This window comes from Mycoplasma sp. 3686h, assembly GCF_056781225.1.
In genome coordinates this window covers 410,202-428,636 of sequence record NZ_CM165562.1, presented here as the reverse complement: position 1 = coordinate 428,636, position 18,435 = coordinate 410,202, and the positions used below count along the sequence as shown (strand labels likewise).

13 protein-coding genes are annotated in these 18,435 nt (G+C 28.3%); 2 read left to right on the top strand and 11 right to left on the bottom strand.

Annotated elements, in window-relative coordinates; translation table 4 throughout:
- The first annotated feature begins 88 nt into the window (after window positions 1-88).
- The gene (locus AC1RP9_RS01960; RefSeq protein WP_481822706.1) at window positions 89-2,119 is read left to right on the top strand and encodes a S8 family serine peptidase; all 2,031 of its coding nucleotides are present in this window, start codon (window positions 89-91) and stop codon (window positions 2,117-2,119) included.
- Window positions 2,103-4,775: a hypothetical protein gene (locus tag AC1RP9_RS01955; RefSeq protein WP_481822705.1), complete on the top strand. Its 2,673-nt coding sequence runs from the start codon at window positions 2,103-2,105 to the stop codon at window positions 4,773-4,775. Before AC1RP9_RS01960 ends, AC1RP9_RS01955 begins: the two co-directional genes overlap by 17 nt.
- A gap of 48 nt (window positions 4,776-4,823) precedes the next feature.
- Here AC1RP9_RS01955 and AC1RP9_RS01950 read toward each other — a convergent pair whose 3' ends face one another.
- From AC1RP9_RS01950 to AC1RP9_RS01900, 11 genes are all read right to left on the bottom strand, one after another.
- Window positions 4,824-5,864 carry a ZIP family metal transporter gene (locus tag AC1RP9_RS01950; protein WP_481822704.1) on the bottom strand — a complete coding sequence of 347 codons (1,041 nt, stop codon included), beginning with the start codon at window positions 5,862-5,864 and terminating at the stop codon, window positions 4,824-4,826.
- Window positions 5,864-6,598, bottom strand: a complete 735-nt coding sequence (locus tag AC1RP9_RS01945) for a YebC/PmpR family DNA-binding transcriptional regulator (RefSeq protein WP_481822703.1) — start codon at window positions 6,596-6,598, stop codon at window positions 5,864-5,866. The genes AC1RP9_RS01950 and AC1RP9_RS01945 overlap by 1 nt, the downstream gene beginning before the upstream one ends.
- 11 nt (window positions 6,599-6,609) lie before the next feature.
- Window positions 6,610-7,401: an NAD(+) synthase gene (gene nadE / locus AC1RP9_RS01940; RefSeq protein WP_481822702.1), complete on the bottom strand. Its 792-nt coding sequence runs from the start codon at window positions 7,399-7,401 to the stop codon at window positions 6,610-6,612.
- A 119-nt stretch (window positions 7,402-7,520) separates the two neighbouring features.
- Window positions 7,521-9,107, bottom strand: coding sequence for an APC family permease (locus tag AC1RP9_RS01935; RefSeq protein WP_481822701.1), 1,587 nt, complete (start codon window positions 9,105-9,107; stop codon window positions 7,521-7,523).
- A 93-nt stretch (window positions 9,108-9,200) separates the two neighbouring features.
- Window positions 9,201-10,781, bottom strand: a complete 1,581-nt coding sequence (locus AC1RP9_RS01930; RefSeq protein WP_481822700.1) for an APC family permease — start codon at window positions 10,779-10,781, stop codon at window positions 9,201-9,203.
- A 200-nt stretch (window positions 10,782-10,981) separates the two neighbouring features.
- Window positions 10,982-13,696, bottom strand: a complete 2,715-nt coding sequence (gene lon / locus AC1RP9_RS01925; RefSeq protein WP_481822699.1) for an endopeptidase La — start codon at window positions 13,694-13,696, stop codon at window positions 10,982-10,984.
- A 17-nt stretch (window positions 13,697-13,713) separates the two neighbouring features.
- Window positions 13,714-16,050 (bottom strand): class I tRNA ligase family protein, encoded by a 2,337-nt coding sequence (locus AC1RP9_RS01920; RefSeq protein ID WP_481822698.1) that lies wholly within the window; start codon window positions 16,048-16,050, stop codon window positions 13,714-13,716.
- Window positions 16,051-16,068: 18 nt separating this feature from the next.
- Window positions 16,069-16,893 (bottom strand): MPN527 family putative ECF transporter permease subunit, encoded by an 825-nt coding sequence (locus tag AC1RP9_RS01915; RefSeq protein ID WP_481822697.1) that lies wholly within the window; start codon window positions 16,891-16,893, stop codon window positions 16,069-16,071.
- Window positions 16,894-16,895: 2 nt separating this feature from the next.
- A complete protein-coding gene (gene upp / locus AC1RP9_RS01910) occupies window positions 16,896-17,522 on the bottom strand; it encodes a uracil phosphoribosyltransferase (protein WP_481822696.1) in 627 nt (208 codons plus the stop codon).
- 125 nt (window positions 17,523-17,647) lie between these two features.
- A complete protein-coding gene (locus AC1RP9_RS01905; RefSeq protein WP_481822695.1) occupies window positions 17,648-18,076 on the bottom strand; it encodes an MscL family protein in 429 nt (142 codons plus the stop codon).
- 14 nt (window positions 18,077-18,090) lie between these two features.
- The gene (locus AC1RP9_RS01900; protein WP_481822694.1) at window positions 18,091-18,435 is read right to left on the bottom strand and encodes a Smr/MutS family protein; all 345 of its coding nucleotides are present in this window, start codon (window positions 18,433-18,435) and stop codon (window positions 18,091-18,093) included.

The following is an 18,435-nucleotide window of genomic DNA, read 5'->3' as shown; positions in this document are numbered from 1 at the left end:
TTTAAGTATAGTAATAAAGATATTAAAAATCTATTTTGTATGTTTATTATTAAATATAAAACACAACAAATAAAAAGGAAGCAATAAAATGAAATGAAAAATAAAATGAATTACCAATGCATCAGCTATTTTAACTTTAGGAGCTATTGTTTCTGCATCTATAGTTTATGCAATTTTAAATACAAATAAAAAAGAGTGGTATGAAGGAATTAAAAATCCAAAATTTGAAGTAAGAGAAGCCTTTTTTCAAAACCAATCAACAAATTCAAGTGCTACAAATGTTAATAATGACTTTGAATTAAAGTTATTATTAAATCATAAATATGATAATTTCAATGAGTTATCAAATTCAGAATATTTAGAAAAACAAAATCTCAATTTTGTTAATTTAATTAAAGACAAAAAAGTAAAATTTAAAGATTTTATAGTAAGTAAAGAGACACCAATTGTTTGGTTCTACTTTAATAACGAAAGCGAGAGGGAAAATTTTGTAAAAAAATTGCAAGAAAATCAAAATATTTACAAATTTATCATATACAAAAATAATCTTTCTAACAATACAAAACAATTAAGTTATTCCAACTTATACAATTATAATAATAATTTTAGTTATGATCCTTTTGCTTATTTTAAGAGATACGACATTTTAAATAAAAATGATGTTTTTAGAACGGTTAATTTCAGTAAACAGAGAGATCTTGACATAAAATCAGCTAGCTGAAATTCACATTCAGTAGGTGTTTTAGAGTTTGGTAAAAACTTTATACCTTCGAAATATTTAACTAATAATTTTAATCATAATGAAGTTGAATCGTTAGTAAAAGAAGAAGGTAAAGAAAATGAAAAAATCGATCATGGAATTAAGGTTTCTTCAATTGCAAGTGGAGATGAAGGTATTGATGTCCAATCAAAACTTTATTTTTCTCAATTTACAACAGATGCTGAATGACAAATGAGGCTTGAAGGGTTAGTGAGAAATAAAAAAGTCAAAATTATTAATCACAGCTATGGTGCAGCAAGGGATTGAGAAAATAAAACCTATGCAGAATGAGCTTATATAGTTGACTATCTTTCAAGAAAATATGGTGTTGTTAATGTTTTTTCATCCGGAAATGACAGCAAAAATACAATTCCTAAAACTAATATAAAACGTGGTTGAATAAACAAATATTCATTATCATATAATTCAATAGTTGTTGGAGCACTTGATAGGACTTATAAAAATGATATTCGTGATAATAAATTAGCTGATTATTCAAGTTATAAACTTGATTCATCTTTAGATGGTCTAGCTAAACCTTTTGTAGTTGCTCCTGGTTCTTATGAATTTAAAGGTTTCGAAGGAATTCAAGAAGGTACAAGTTTTGCTGCCCCTGTTGTGACAGGACTTATATCGACATTATTGCGAATTAGACCATGATTAGATAATGATGATTATAGAATTCCAGCAATTAAAAGTATTTTAAGTGCTTCTTCAATTTCTACTAATGATGATGAACAAGTAAAAAAATCAAATGGTTTTAGCAATAAATACGGTGCAGGGATTCCTGACTTTGAAAAAATGAAAAAAGCTACTGATAATTTAAGACATTTTAGTGTTAATTTTAATGATAAACATAATGATAATATAGTTGCTGAATCACGATTTTATGTTTTGTCAGGCAAAACCGTAAAAGCTTCACTTTCTTGAATGTTTAATGCTGGATTGCTTAAGAAACAAGAAAATCTACCTACCTATAATCCTAATGTAAATTGATGATGATTCTTATTCCCTATTGGTGGTATAGTCGCTAATGCAATTGAAGGTGATCGATTAAACAGAGAAACTGCAAATTGATATCAAACACACCGTAATACTGAATGATTGAAACAAGCAGAAGCTTTAAAAAGACAAGATACTAAATTTTCAGATTATGATTTATTGCTACAAAAATATGTATCTGGTATAGGTTGAGAAACTGTTAAGAGTTCTACTTCGATAGAATCTAATGATGAGTTATTAGAATATAAAGTTACTGATGGTGGTCTATATAGACTTGCAGTAAAAAAATATAAATCTGCTTTATTTAATAATTCAGTACCTGATAAAGGAGCATTTACATATGTCGTTGAGGAATAAATTATTTAAAATTACTTTAATTGGTACACCAGTATTATCAATGATTACTGCATCTTGTTCATTTAGTTTTTTACAAAATAAAGATTACTTAGAAAGTTTAAGAGAAAAAACACCTTATTTTATTAATTTAATTAGATTAAAACAAGAAGAACAGGGCATCAAAATTAATAATAGTATAATTTTTGATCAATTTGTACAAGATTTATTTAATAAAGGTTTATCTGTAGACGAGGATGTAACTGATGAGAAAAAAACAGAAAATTTTCGTAAATATATTAGATATGATTTTTTAAAAAACAGAGAAATATTAATAGATTCAAAAAAAGAATTTTCAAATCATATTATTAATAAAATTGATTCATTATATCAAGAACTTAAACTACCTAAAACTCTTTCTGATGAACAAATTATAAAAATCTTTGAGAATGATTTTTTAAATGGACAAAGTCTTGAAAATGTATTGAAAAACAACAAGATTCTTGTTTTACAATCAAATAATGATCGTTCCCCTATTGGACTAGAATATGCTCTCAAAGAAGAAACAGAAAATCATATAAATATTCTAAAAATCGATCCATTTGAAATTAAGCAAATTGGTGGTTTTACTCAAACAACAGACTTTATTCCTGAAAAGTACGTTTTTAATGTTATTTTACTTCCAAAAGATAAACAGTTTGAAATCAAATATACAAGTGAAGAAGAAAACAATCAATTGTTGAGTGATTTATATCACAAATATAATTACAAAGCAGAACAATTTTATGACTGATATTATAACTCTGGTATTTCGAGTAGAATACATAAAATACAGAGCGAACAAGGAATTACATACAAACAAAATTTATTGCTAAATAATTTAAACGATGAATCTTTAAATGAATTATATTTAAATTCTGAGGTAAAGAATATAAAAGATTTTAATAATTTTGATGAATTCATTACCAGTCCAATGCAAAAGGTTGCTCAAAAACTAAAAACCTCTTTGTCTAGAGAAAAAGTGATTAATGATTTTGAAACAAATTATTTGAATGGTCAAAAATTAGATGACGTTCTTAAAACTTCTGATATTTTAGTACAGCGAACAGTTAAAAAAGGAAGTGAGTTGTTATTAAACTATTCAGATCAATTGGTTAAATTACCCAGTTCTAATTCATTAAAAATAAACTTAGCTTTTATTAATGCAAGAGAATTGATTTTTAATTTTAAAGTAAGTTCTCAATCGTTTTATAAAAAACCAATGATTTTTTATCAAGTACTTGTAGTTCCTAAAGATTCACAAGTAGAAATTAATCCTAAATTAAACTTTAAAGAAACTAATGACTTTTTATTAAATAACAAAAGCTATTATGAAAAAATTGATAAAAAACTTTATTTAGAAAAAATGATTAATAAAATACCTTATTTTATTAATTTAATTAGAATAAAACAAGATGATCAGGGTGTCAAAATTAATAATAGTATGATTTTTGATCAATTTGTTGAAAGTTTAAGTAAAAGAGCCTATGATAAAGAGGATCCTAAAAAATTAAAGGATAACTATAAAAAATACTTTAAATACAATTTTTTAAAAGATAATCAACAATTAATAAGTTCAAAACAAGATTTTTCAAATCACATTATTAATAAAATTAATTCATTATATCAAGAACTCAACCTTGATAAAACTCTTTCTGATGAGAAAATTACAAAAATCTTTGAAAATGATTTTTTAAATGGACAAAGTATTGAGAATGTGCTAAAAGATAACAAGATTCTCATTTTAGAATCAATTGATAATCGTTCTGGTATTGGTTTTAAATACGCTCTCAAAGAAGAAACAGAAAACCATGTAAATGTTTTATGAATCAATCCGTTTGAAATTGAGCAATATCAGAAATTTGATGATATCAATACAAGCTCATTTAAACCTAATAGAAGTGTATTTAATGTTATTGTAATTCCTAAAGATAAAGAATTTACAGTCAAAAAGACAACTAAAGAAGAAAATCAACAATTATTAAGTAATCTCTACGATAAATATAGTTATGATGTAGATGAGTTTTATAAATGATATTATAATGATGATCTTTGAGAAAAAATAAACAAGATACAAAACAAAGAAAAAATTTTATTTATACAAAATTCAATATTAAATAATTTAACTGATGAATCTGTAAGTGAATTACCTTTAAATTCTGAGATAAAGATTATCAAAAACACTAATGACTTTAATGAATTTATTACTAATCCGATTCAAAAAGTTGCACAAAAACTAGGGAAATCTTTAACTAATTCATCAATCCTAAACGATTTTGAGAAAAATCACTTAGGAGGATATAAATTAGACAAAGCACTAGAAAATTATAATATTATCGTGCAACGTTCAATTCAAACAGGAAAGACATTTTCGCTAAACACTCCAGATCAATTGGTTAAATTATCAAATTCTAATTCATCAAAAATAGAAGTAGCACTGGTTAATGCAAGAGAATTGAATTTTAATTTTTTAAATAATAGTGAAGAAAAATTCAATCGTCTTGACAATAAAACACCGAATATTTTTTATCAAATACTTGTAGTACCAAAAAGCACTCAAATAGAGATTAAACCTAAATTAAATTTTAAAGAAACAAACGACTTTTTATTAAATAACCAAAAGTTATATTCAAATAGCTAATATCATTAAAGCTTAAAAGATAAAAAAACCTGCAGTGCAGGTTTTTGTTTAAGATACTTGGTGAGTGTGAATTGAGAGCAATACTACTGCACTAATTACCCCAATAAATAGAGTTAAAATCACTTTAAATCAACGTTTTTTCTCCATATTATAATGGTAAAATTCAGGGAAAAATTCCACTAAGGAAGTGAACAAAAAGATTCCACCTATAGCAGCAAAAATAAATGATCGAGCTTCTCAAAGTGAATCAATAAAATTTCCTGAATATGCTCCAATGAGCATAAATGGAAGAAATAAAAACAATCCTAATATCGAAATAGCAAGTGATGTTCACTTACTAAAACCACTATCTCTTAAACGATAGTAAAAAACCATTTCTTCGGGAATTAAGTGCAAAATCAAGCTAAAAATAAACACGAACGAAAGTGAGTTGCTTTTTCCTTCTAATAATAGGTTAATGTTATATCCAAGTAATAGACCTTCTGGAATACGGTGAGTGAGCAAAAGAACAAGTGCAATGACTTTAAACTTTGCTGCAACTTTATCTGTTAGTGTATCTTGAATTACTTCTGCACTATCTTCATTACTAAAAATATGGGTCGGATGCTCATGAGTGTGTACATGTCCATGTTCATCTGAATGTTCATGGACAAACACTTGGAGTTTACGAACTTGCATGAGTTTTTGATTAATTCGATATGAAATAACAAATTTAACAAAGTACGCTATCAGAACCCCAAAAAAGACTCCACCACCGACAAGTAAAATGTTATAGCCATAAATAAGCAAACTGCGATTATTTTGTGAACTTGGAATTTGAGCATCTGAATAAACCGAAGAAATTTCAAGCGATTCACGCATAAAACCAAAGGTCGACATGATGAGAAAAAAACCAGTAGTAAAAGCATATAAATAAACTTTTGAACTTGGTTTAAGCTGTTTTTTTAATAAAGGAAATAAAAACGAAATAGTAATTGGAATAAAGAGTAATATAGCTAAAAAAATGAGCACAATGATAAATTTAGCTGCTCATGAACTTGAAGTTAAAAATCATAATTGGTTATAAATATCTACTAAAAATTGATTCATTATTGAGTAATTGCAATGTTGTGATAAACCTCTTGAACATCATCATCTTCTTTGAGTTTAACAACAAATTCAAGCAATTTCGCTTGCTTTTCTGAATCATATTCAACGTACATATTTGGTAAATATGTTACTTCACATTGAATAAAATCGCTAATTGATAAATTTTCTTCAAGTGCATTTTTTAAATTAGTAAAATCTTCAGACAAAGAGGTAATAACAAAACTTTGTTCAGTAGTTTCAATGTTTTCAGCACCGGATTCAAGAGCAATAAGCATTAAAGTTTCTTCATCAACTAAAGATTTATCAATTTCAATAATTCCTTTTTTATCAAAAGCAAATGGAACTTGTCCAGTTTTTCCTAAAGTTGCATTTTGTTTATTGAAATATGATTGAACGTTTGACTTTACCCGATTTAAATTATCTGAAAGTGTTACTACAATAAAAGTTGCTCCTCCAGCAACAGTGGCATTGAATACTGTTTCCACAAAAGCAGAAGCTCCTTTATCTCCCTTAGCTTTTGCAATCGCACGTTCAATGTTATCTTTAGGCATATTTTTGCTTCGAGCTTTTGAAATTGCTAATTTAAGGGCTGGGTTTTTTTCTGGGTCTGGTCCTCCAGCTCCTGAAGCGGCAACAAAAATTTCTTTAGAAAGTTTTTGGAAAATTTTTCCCCGTGCAGCATCTTGAGCATTTTTGCGGTGAGCAATATTTGCTGAATGTGAATGTCCGGCCATATTTTTATCTCCTATTTAACGTTTTTGGGTGTATAAACTCTATCTCGTTTATGTTGTGAATTCTTGTGTAATTTTTCAATTTTATCAACAATTTTTGGTTCAATATGTTTTTGAATGCTTTGAGGATTGTTTAAATGATTAATGTAAAAATCTAATTGCTCATATGAAAAACCAAGCTCATTTTCATCGCTTTGTCCTTCTCAAAGTCCAGCTGAAGGAGCTTTATCTAAAATACTTTGTGGAACATTAAGTAATGAAGCTAAAAATCTCACTTCTCCCTTAGTTAGCTTACTAATTGGTAATAAATCAGCTCCGCCATCTCCATATTTAGTAAAATATCCCACAAACACTTCATCAGCATTATCAGTTCCTAAAACCAATGAGTTATTTTCTTGAGCAATTGCATATAATGTTGTCATACGTAAACGAGGTTTAATATTAGCAATTGCTAAATGATTGGTTACATTAAGTTCGCTTAAAATACTTTTAAAGGTTTGGGTGAGATCCTTAACCATAAAAGTGCTTTGGGTTGCTTGCTCTAATTCTTTAATGTGTTTTAAATCACTTGGTGTCATGTTGATAATTGGCATAACTACCCCAATGGTTGAATTAGGGAAGGTTTGCTTGGCAATGGTATAAACTAGTGAAGAATCAATTCCTCCACTAATTCCAACCACAACTCCTTGAGCATTAGCTTTTTTGACCTTATTTTTGAGAAATGTTTTAATGGTATCTAAATATTCTAGGGCTTTTTGTTGATCATAAATTGCTTGATTGTTTTGATATGAAGTTATTTTACTCATTTTTGACTACTTTTTAATTTAATACAAATTGTATCTTTATTTTATCATAAAAATACATATTCCTGGTTAGGAATATGTATTTAACGAAAAATGCATTTTTATCTTTAAATGTTCAATTATTAGGAACTTTGACTGATTTGATTGCTGTCTTGTTTAAGTTGATTAGATGAATCAAGGACAAAAAATTGATATTTTCGCTTATATGCATGAGCACGAGTATTTTGAATTGAAGTTAAATTATTGTGATTGCTTTTTTTAGCATTGTGCTCAGCGATAAAAAACATAATATATCCAAGTAGTAAAACAACTGGATAAAGACTGATATTAAGGGTGTTTTGAATAGTTCAATTCAAAAAAACGATTGTTTTTCCGTCCACAACTTTTGTATCAATTGGGAAAAAGAATATTAATAAAATTATCAAAATCAAAATAAGAGAAATAATTTGAATAATTAATGAACTGATATTTCTTCAATTAGTTTTATCCTTAATTTTTCCTTTACCATAATAAACAAAAAAAGTAATAAAACCGAGCACATATTGAAATAATCCGCTTGCTCCACTTATTCCAGCAGCTCTGGTAACAGCTAAATCAAAATCAGTTTTGTCATTAATTAATGATCCAAAAAAGATAAGTACCATTAACCCTAATGATAAAGCTAAAGTTAAATAAATGATTCTTGAAAATTTATTTTTGTTGTTTTTCACAAGAAAATATTTAGGTAAATAACCATCTTCTGATAAAGGAACCAATTTATATGAAGCGGTTAATGATCCTGATATGCGTGAAGCGATTGAGTTTGAAAGTGAACCAATGGAAAAAAATGAAAGTGCGACAATTCCACCAATAGCACGATAAACATCTGCATAATTTTTAATTCTTATTGATGCTTGCGAAGAACCTTCACCAACTGGTAAACCACTAAAAACAACAATTCCCAGTGCATAAATAATGAAAACAATAATAAAAATAATGTTTAAATCTTTTTTAAAAGATTTGGTTTTAACTTCAGGAGACATACATGCAAGATCTTCAAAACCACCATATGCATAGAAAAACGCAGTTGATATTGCCACAATTTTAGATAAACTAATCTCTCTTGGTTTATTGTTATAAGTTAATAGATAATTTTCCGAAAACCCTATTCCGGCTGTTTGAGCGATTAAAACAATAGCAAAAATAAGTGAACTAAAAAGAATTAATCATTTAATAAAAGCAAAAGTGAAAATTAATCCTTTACTTAATTGATAACCTAAAGTTGAAATAAAGATTAAAAAGACAAAGATAAATAATCCAGCTGAAATTAAACCTCACTTTGCTCCAGGATTATTGGTATCAATAAAAGAAGCAAAGACTGAAACTAAAAATAAAGGAACTGTAGCTGAAGAAATTAAAGGACCAACATAATTGTTTCATCCTGTTAAAAACACAAACATTCTAGCCCCTAGTGTTTTTCTCCCGAATGCTTCACTAGCATAAATATAGGGTCCACCAAAACGTTCAGGTGAGGATTCGGACATTTTTGAGAACGAAAGCATAACAGCTAAAGCAATCAAGGAACAAATTGCAAAAACTAAAATTCACAACGGTCCAATTGAATATAACGATAACACAATTGCAACAAATGCAAATCCGGCAATAAAGTTAATTCCAAACCCAATAAATTGTCTGGAACTAAAAGGTTTTTTATTAATATCTGTACTCATAATAAACTCTAATTAATAATAAATAATTTGCTTAATAATTTTACCATTTTAAATAAACAATGTTTATTTTACAAAGCCTTAAAATTTAGCTTTTTAATTGGTCTTTTGTGTGTTTTCTTGATCAAGATTATTTGATAAAGAGATACTGAAAAATTGGTGTTTTCGCTTTAAAGTATGGGTTCGAGAAGTTTGAATTGAAGTTAAATTATTTTGAGTTTGGTTTTTTGAATTTCGTTCAGCAAGAAAAAACAAAAGATAACCAAGTAATAAAACCAATGGATAGAGGGTGATATTAAGGGTATTTTGAATAGTTCAATTTAAGAACACAACGTTTTTTCCATTAACAATTTTTGTGTCAATTGGAAAAAAGAATAAAAACAAAATAATTAGAACTAAAATTAAGGAAATGGATTGAATAATTAAAGAAGTAATATTTTTTCAATTGTTTTTGTCTTTTAATTTTCCTTTGTAGTGATAAACAAAAAAGGTAATAAAAGCTAAAAAATATTGCACAAGGGCACTTGCTCCACCAATGGAAGCAGATTTAGAAACTGCTGAATTAAAATCGCTTGAACCACTCGCTAGTGAGACAAAAAAGATTAAAAACATTAAAGTTAATGTAAGAATTAAAGTTAAATAAATGATTCTTGAAAATTTATTTTTCTTATTTTTCACAAGAAAATATTTAGGCAAATAACCATCTTCTGATAAAGGAACAAGTTTAAATGAATTTGCTAAAGTAATCGAAATCCTTGAAGCAATTGAGTTTGAAAGTGAACCAATGGCAAAAAATGAAAGTGCAGTGACTCCACCAACAGCTCGATAAATATCTGAATAACTTTTAATCTTTGTTGCTGTTGGTGATGTATTATCTCCAACTGGTAAACCACTAAAAATTAATAGTCCAACTCCGTAAATTACAAAAACAATAATGAAAATTAAATTTAAAATTTTCTTAAATGATTTAGTTTTAACTTCGGGAGACATAGTTGAAATATCTTCTAATCCAACATAAGAAAAGAAAAAAGAAGTGGTTATGGTAATGAATTTAGATAAGTTGATTTGATTTGGTGTGTTCTTATATGATAAAACGTAGTTTTCTGAAAATCCAATTCCGGCTGTTTGAGCGATTAAAACAATAGCAAAAACCATTGAAGTTGCAATGATTAATCACTTAATGCTAGCAAAAAATAAAACCAATCCTTTGCTTAATTTGTAACCTAAAGTTGAGATAAAAACTATGAAAATAAAAATAACTAATCCGCCAATAATTAAACCCCACTTTGCTCCAGGGTTGTTTGTATCTATAAAATCAGCAAAAACTGCAATAAGAAATAAAGGAGCCGCAGCAGAATACATTAAAGGTCCGAGATAATTATTCCAACCAGTGAGAAAGACAAACATTCTTGAAGCCAGAGATTTTCGTCCAAATGCTTCACTAGCGTAAATATATGGACCTCCAAAACGGTCGCTCAAATTTTCTGACATTTTTGAAAAAGATAACATGACGGCAAAAGCAATCAAAGAACAGATTGCAAAAACTAAAATCCACAATACTCCAAGTGAAAATAGTGACATTGCAGTGGCAACAAATCCAAAACCAGCAATATAATTAATCCCAAAAGACAAAAATGATTTTGAGTTAAAAGGTTTTTGATTATTACTTGTACTCATGTTAAAGTCCTCTTCGCTGAATTAAAATCTTTTTTAAACTTATAAATAGAGTAAATTTTACAAGTTAAAAACATTTATCCACATTTCATAGATATTAAAGTTCTTATTCTTTGTAACTATATACAAAGAATTTATAAATAATTTTATCATAAAAATATTCTTTCAAATAGAATAATATGTTAGAAAAATAAAATGCAGAATTATTCTGCATTTTCAGGTGTAATAATTTGTTGTTTTGGTTCTTGTCCAAGGAAAAGAACATTATAAATGTCATCATAAGTTTCAACTGGAATGTAAACAATTTTGCTTTTAATTTCATTAGAAACTTTTAACAAGTTTCTTTGATTATCAGTTGGAATGAAAACGTATTTAATTTTATTTTGATATGCTGCAAATGATTTTTCTCTTAATCCACCAATTTCTAGCACTCTTCCACGTAGGGTAATTTCACCAGTCATAGCATAATTTGTAGGAATTGGTTGATTTTTAATTGCTGATAAAATAGCTGTTGTAAAGGTGACCCCAGCACTTGGACCATCTTTTGGAGTAGCTCCTTCTGGGACGTGAATATGGATGATGTTTTCATCAAAATTAAAGTCTTGGATTCCATATTTATCAGCATTAGCTCGTACATATGAAAGCGAAATCATGGCTGATTCTTGCATTACTTCTTTAAGTGAACCAGTTAGTTTGAGCTCGCTTTTTCCAGGAAAAATGTTCACTTCAATTTGAAGTAATGAACCCCCATAAGATGTATAAGCAAGTCCATTGACCACTCCCGAACCATACTCAGGCTCAGGTTTTTCGGTATTATAAATAATTGGACCTAAAAACTCATCTAATGCTTTAGTATCGATAGTAAAGTGAGTAATGTTTTTATCAAATTCGGTTTGCTTACTAATTTTTCGAGCGATTTTATCAAGAACTTTTTTCAATCCACGAACTCCACTTTCTCGAGTGTAATGCTTGATAATGTATTTAAGCATATCATCAGAAAGGTCAAATAATTCTTCGTTAATGTATGATTGTTCAATTACTTTTGGTAACAAATGTTTGCGTCCAATTTGCATTTTTTCACTTAAAGTATACGCTGGAACCTCAATTAACTCTACCCGATCTAATAATGCCTCGGGAATTCCTTCATAGTAATTAGCAGTTGCAATAAAAATAACTTTGGAAAGGTCATATTCGTGCTCAAGGTAATGGTCTTGAAATTTGGTGTTTTGCTCAGGATCAAGTACCTCAAGCATAGCACTGGCTGGATCTCCTTTAATGGCATCTGAAGACATTTTATCAATTTCATCAAGCAAAATAATCGGGTTTGAGATTTTGGCTTTTTGAATTGCTTTAATAATTTTTCCAGGCATAGCTCCTACATATGTTTTTCTATGTCCCCGGATTTCAGCTTCATCACGCACTCCACCCAATGAAACTTTAACCATTTTTCTTCCAAGAGCTTCAGCTATAGCTTTACACAATGAAGTTTTTCCAGTCCCTGGAGGTCCAATTAAAGTTAAAATTGGAACATTGTTAAATGAAACGAGTTCGTTTTCATTCTCTTTAAATAACGAAAGATCAATTTCAGTATTTTTATCAATACTAATTCGTTTTTTGTTATTTCCATCGGTTATTCGTTTTGCTTTCATTAATACTGCAATATGTTCAATGATGCGATCTTTTACTTCACCAAGTCCATAATGATATTTATCTAAAGTTTCTTGCACTTTACCAATGTCAAGTTTTTCTTTTTGCGTTAATCTTCAAGGAAGTTTTTTCATTAAATCAATGTAAGTTTTAGTGATATTAACTTCAGGAGAAGTAATCATCATTTCAGAAATCCGATTAGTTTCCTTTTCAATTGATTTTTGAATTCAAGTTGGATAGCGTTTTGAGAGCTTAGTATTCTTAAGGATTTCTTGATATTCGTCTAAATCTTCATCCTTAACTACCATTTCTTTAAGCGTTTTGTAACGCTCTCTGAGCATATAATCATCTTGCTGTTCGTTAAGTTTTGTAGCAATTTTACGGTTGATTTTATGTTCAATTGAAACTAAAAATAAAATGTTTTTTTGTACAGTTTTATTAAACTCATCAAATGAATCTCAATGAAATTCGTATAAGAATTTGTATTTTAAAATATTTGGAGCCACTAGCTTGCTTAGAAAACTAAAAATGGTAAATTCAGTTTCAAATTCTAAACTTCTTGGGTTAGATGTGTTATAGTCAGGATAATTACTATAAAACTTAATAATTGCTTTAATTGTGGTTGCGTGTTCTTTATCAGTTGGAATACGTTGAAAAATTGAATTGGTAAATTCAGCTTTACCACCATTAGTTTTTTCAATAAATTCGTTAAATAATTTAGCAAAATTATTTTTTTGTAAATCCTTAATATGATCTTTTAAATCTGAAAAAGCTGTTAATTCAAAATCTGGGTTCCCCAAAGCTAAATTTTTAGTGATTACTTCTTTATTTGGTTCATTATCAGTAATTAAATCAATAGCTGATTTGACGTTATAAACATCAAATTGTGCTAATGCTTTGTATATGATAATGTATTCATTATTATTTTCTAAAATTTCAATCACTTTTACATATAAACCAGTTGAATATAAGTTTAAATCAGTATCTATATCTTTACCAATTTCAAATTCTTGCATGGTTTGGTTTGCTTCTGGATAGCTCTCAAATTGACCTGCACGATAGACAATTGCTAAATTTTCAGTAAACTCATTCAGTGTATCTGAATGTGTCACTAAATACAATTTTTTAAATAATTCTAACCTTGCTTTATTAGCTGGTTCTTTTTTTATATCAATACTAAAGGAGTGAATCGCTCCTGGGAAAGCGACATTATCCATATCAGTGGTAATGTAATGAACTTTTTTATTTTTTTTGTTTGGTTTGGTTTGCATTGGTTTTCTCTTTCGTTTTATTGTTTCACAACAAAATTGATTAATTTGTTTGGAATAAAAATTTCTTTAACAATGGTCGCATTGCTCAATCATTTTTGAGCTTGTTGCTTGGCAATTTGTAGAATTTGCTCTTTAGGAGTATTTTTATCAACTAAAATTTCGCAACGAACTTTTCCATTAATAGTAACAGCATATGAAATTTGCCAAACTTCTAGTGCTGCTGAATCAATAGAAAAATCGTATAAATTTTTTAAATTAAAAAATTGGTGCGATAATTCTCAAGCAAAATGCGGAATAAATGGTTCAAGAATGTTAAGCATAACATAAAACATTTCAGTAATTAATACTTGATTATTAATTTTATCATATTCATTTAGTGTTTCCATTGTTCATGAAATTAAAGTATTAAAAGCGTATTCGTTTTGACGATTTAAAAAAATTTCATTTTGTTTGACAAGTCCTAAATAGAGTTTATGACGTGCTTTTTGTTCTTGTTCGGTCAATTGTGAGTGAATAATATTTTTAAAATCGCATTTTGAATCAACTTCAAATGAACGTTCTCATAATCGTTTGATAAATTTAAACGAACCGTTAATTCCTGCATTGCTTCATTCTAATTCTTTGCTTGGTGGAGCAGCAAACAAAATAAATAAACGAGTTGTATCAGCTCCATACTTATCAATAATAGTCGAAGGTTCAACGGTATTTCCTTTAGATTTGGACATTTTAGCACCATCTTTAAGTACCATTCCTTGAGTTAGTAAATTTTGGAATGGTTCTCTAAAGGTTACTAAATCTAAATCAGCTAAAGCTTTAGTAAAAAAACGCGCATACAATAAATGTAAGATAGCATGTTCAATCCCACCGATATATTCATCTACTTGATTTCAATAATTTAAATGTTTATTACTGAAAATTGTGCTTTCACGCAATTGAGGAGGAGTGGTGTATCTTAAAAAATATCAGCTTGATTCAAAGAATGTATCAAGAGTATCGGTTTCGCGTTTTGCATTTAAACCACAAACATGACAGGTTGTATTAATCCATTCAAGAGCACTATCTAGCGGGTTGCCTTGTCCATTAAAAATTACATTTTCTGGTAATGTAACTGGTAATTGATTAATATTTACAGGTAATGTTCCGCATTTTTGACAATGAATCAAAGGAATTGGAGTCCCTCAATATCGTTGACGTGAAATTCCTCAATCTCTTAAATTATATTTTGTTTCAAGATTAAATTTTTCTTGAGCAATTGTGCGTTTTTGCTTGTCTACAATTGCAATTTGGTTAGCTTGCATAAAAGCTAAATGAGTTTTATTAGTATTGGTGACAAATTGAATATTTTTGTTTAAATTAATGCTTGCAAAATCGGTTAAATATAAATCTAAACTAATATTAGTATTCTCAATTTGAGCACGATAAGGTAATTTTAAAGCGAGCTTATCGATAAAAATTTTATTATTAAGATTGGAATTAATTCGTTCAATTATTTGGTTTTCTTGTTGATTAAAAACTTGTTGATCAAGTAAGTTTTTTACCAATATGTGCGAATTACCTAAAGCGATAAAATCAGCATTGAGAACATTTTGTAAATCACTTTCGTAAATTGGAATTTCAAGTGTACTATTATCAAGGATATTGGTTACCTTAAGTAGTAATTTGTATTCTTGTTTTTTACCAATTCAATTATGTTGCATTGAAAGAACTTGATCTGGTCAGTGTTGTTGAAGAGTTTTTAAATCTTGCAATAATTCATCAGCATAAGCAGTAATTTTAAGGTAATAAGTTTCTAATTCCTTTTGGATAATTTGATTATCGCAACGTCAGCATTTATTATCAATCACTTGTTCATTAGCTAAAACAGTATTATCATTTTCACAAAAATTAAGAGAACTTTTTTGCTTGTAAATTAAACCTTTTTCTCACAGTTTGATAAAAAGAAACTGCTCTCATTTAGTATAGCTTGAATCAGCAGTAATCAGTTCATAATCTCACGCTACCGAAATTCCAAGCTTTTGGATTTCTTGATCCATTGCTTGAATATTTTGATATGTTCATGTTGAAGGATGAATTTGGTGTTTAATAGCCGCATTTTCGGCTGGAAGTCCAAAAGCATCTCATCCAAATGGATGGAAAACATTAAATCCCTTACGACGATAAAATCGAGCTATGACATCACCAATTGAATAATTACGCACATGCCCCATGTGAATTTTTCCGCTTGGATACGGAAACATGCTTAAAATGTATTTTTTTGGTAAATTAAAGTTCTCGAGTGGTTCATGAGTTTTATGTTGATTTCAATACGCTTGCCATTTAGCATCAATATCTCAAAAGTTATATTCTTTGTCCATAAATCTCCTTATGTAAAATTAATAAAAAATATTATGCTTGTATTTTAAATTACTAATGACACGGGTTTTTCAATCTAAAGCTCAAATCAATGTAATAATAACTAAATTAAGCGAAAGGTTAATAATATTGAAAATAACGTATAAAGTGTATGAACCAGCAAAATAATTATTAATATTTAAAAATAAAAATTTAAAACTTGGGTATGAATCAATCGTTGCTTGAAGTGAAAATGGAATTTTAAAAAAGAGTTGGAAATAAGCTAAATTAATAAAGAAAGTGTTAATAGTGCTTAAGGTTAATGTAGTAATAATGGTAGTAAAAGTGATTGAGAGCGCATAAGCAATTAAGATTTTTAATAATTTATTTTTTTGATTATGATTCCCTTTTGTTCTTAAATTGACTAATTTTAAAATATATTTAAATGAATAGATTTGCACAAAGACAAAGACTAAATGCAAAATAAGCAAATTAAATTGACCTAAGTAGCGAATATCAAAACTTTGTCCTGACGAGCTAAATAAAGGAGCGATTAAAAAGTTAATAAAAATAATAGCTAATCCATATTTCCACCCGACAACGTAAAATCCAAATAAAATTGGAATGAGCGAAAAATTAAATTGCAAAAAGTTAAAAACATTGGGTGTAAATTTACTAATAGCACTAAAAATGAGTGCTAAAGCAAGAATTAGACCACAAGAAACAATTTTAGAAATATCACGGTAATCATTAATTCCATATTTAATGTAAGTTTGCGAATCTTTTTGTTTCCAAGATTTAATGGGTTGGGAGCAACAAACAAACCGATAATCGGTTTGTGTTTTTGATTTTGATTTAGATTGCATTCTTATTTAGTTCCAAAAATACGATCACCTGCATCACCAAGACCAGGAACAATATAACCATGTTCGTTTAGTTTTTCATCTAATGCTGCAAGATAAATTTTAAAATCTTTCCCAAAATGTTTTTCAACATTATTGACACCTTCTTGCACTCCAACTAAACAAACTAATTCAACATTGGTAAATCCGTCTTTGTAAAGGGTGTTAATAGCATCAACTGCTGAATTTCCTGTGGCAAGCATTGGATCAACCACGATTACTTTTGAATCTTTACTTACTTCAGGCATTTTGTAAAAATATTCAACTGGTTGAAGGGTTTTTTCGTTTCGATATATTCCAATGTGTCCAACTTTAGCTTGAGGCATTAATTGGATTAAACCATCAACCATTCCTAATCCAGCACGTAAAATTGGGACGATAATAATTTCTTTATCAAAATCTTTACCAGCAAAATTGACATTTAATGGGGTCATAATTTCAACTTGCTTGGTTTGATAATCGCGCATCACTTCGTAAACCATAAGTGATGCAATTTCGTTGAGATTGTTTTTAAACACTAAATGGCCAGTTTCAACTGAACGCATTTTACTTAGTTTAATATCAATCAATGGGTGTGAAATCACTTTTAACATATTTCTCCTTTTATACTACTACATTATTCATTTTTAAATTATAACTTTTAACTTAAAAAAGCTATAGCTTTTTTTAACTTTAAAAAAAATAAACTTAACATTAAAATAAGACCTTGATTTAGGCCTTATTCTTTATTGAGTTTTTGATTAATATTTTTTAATTCTGCTAGGATTAATTCATCAGTGGTTGGAGCAGGTTTTTTTTCTGGTTCTTTAGGTTGTTCGTTATTGTCTAAGTAAGTTTTTTTGAGTCTCATAACACTAAAATAAACTCATAAAAAGACAAACACAAACAATGAAACGACCACAAAGTAAATTAAAGCTCCGAGAAATTTTCCATATTTAATTGCTTTGTAACTTAATTTATCTAAATCGTTTTGTCCAACAATTGAAGTAATCATCCCCATTAAAATGTCATTGGCAAATGATGAAACTAATGCCCCAAAAACATTTCCTAAAATAAATGCTGTAGCCAACATAAAAATGTTTCCTTTTTTAAGTTGACCTTTTGCATCTTTCATTGCTAATTTAAATAAACTTTTTTTGGCTTTCATAAATTCATTATAGCTTATTTTACGTTTTTAAGTGTTTGTAAAAATTCGTTAAAAATATTTTCTACATCTTGTTGACTGGCTTGTTCTTGCGATTCAAACATTTGCTCATATTCACATTGATCAAATTGACTGGGTAAATAAGCTAAAACTGCACCATTATTATTAACCAATTCTCAAGTAACAAAATAATCATCAAGTAACTTAGTGGTTTGAGTGATTAATGCTCGTGTTCCTTTTCCAGTGATGAACAAAATTTGGTCAACCTTAAACTTTTTTAAATCGTCAATTAAAAGCAAAATTTTATTTTGAGCCTCAATTCACTCATAACCGTGCAGGTCAATTGAAACCTTTTTAAACAT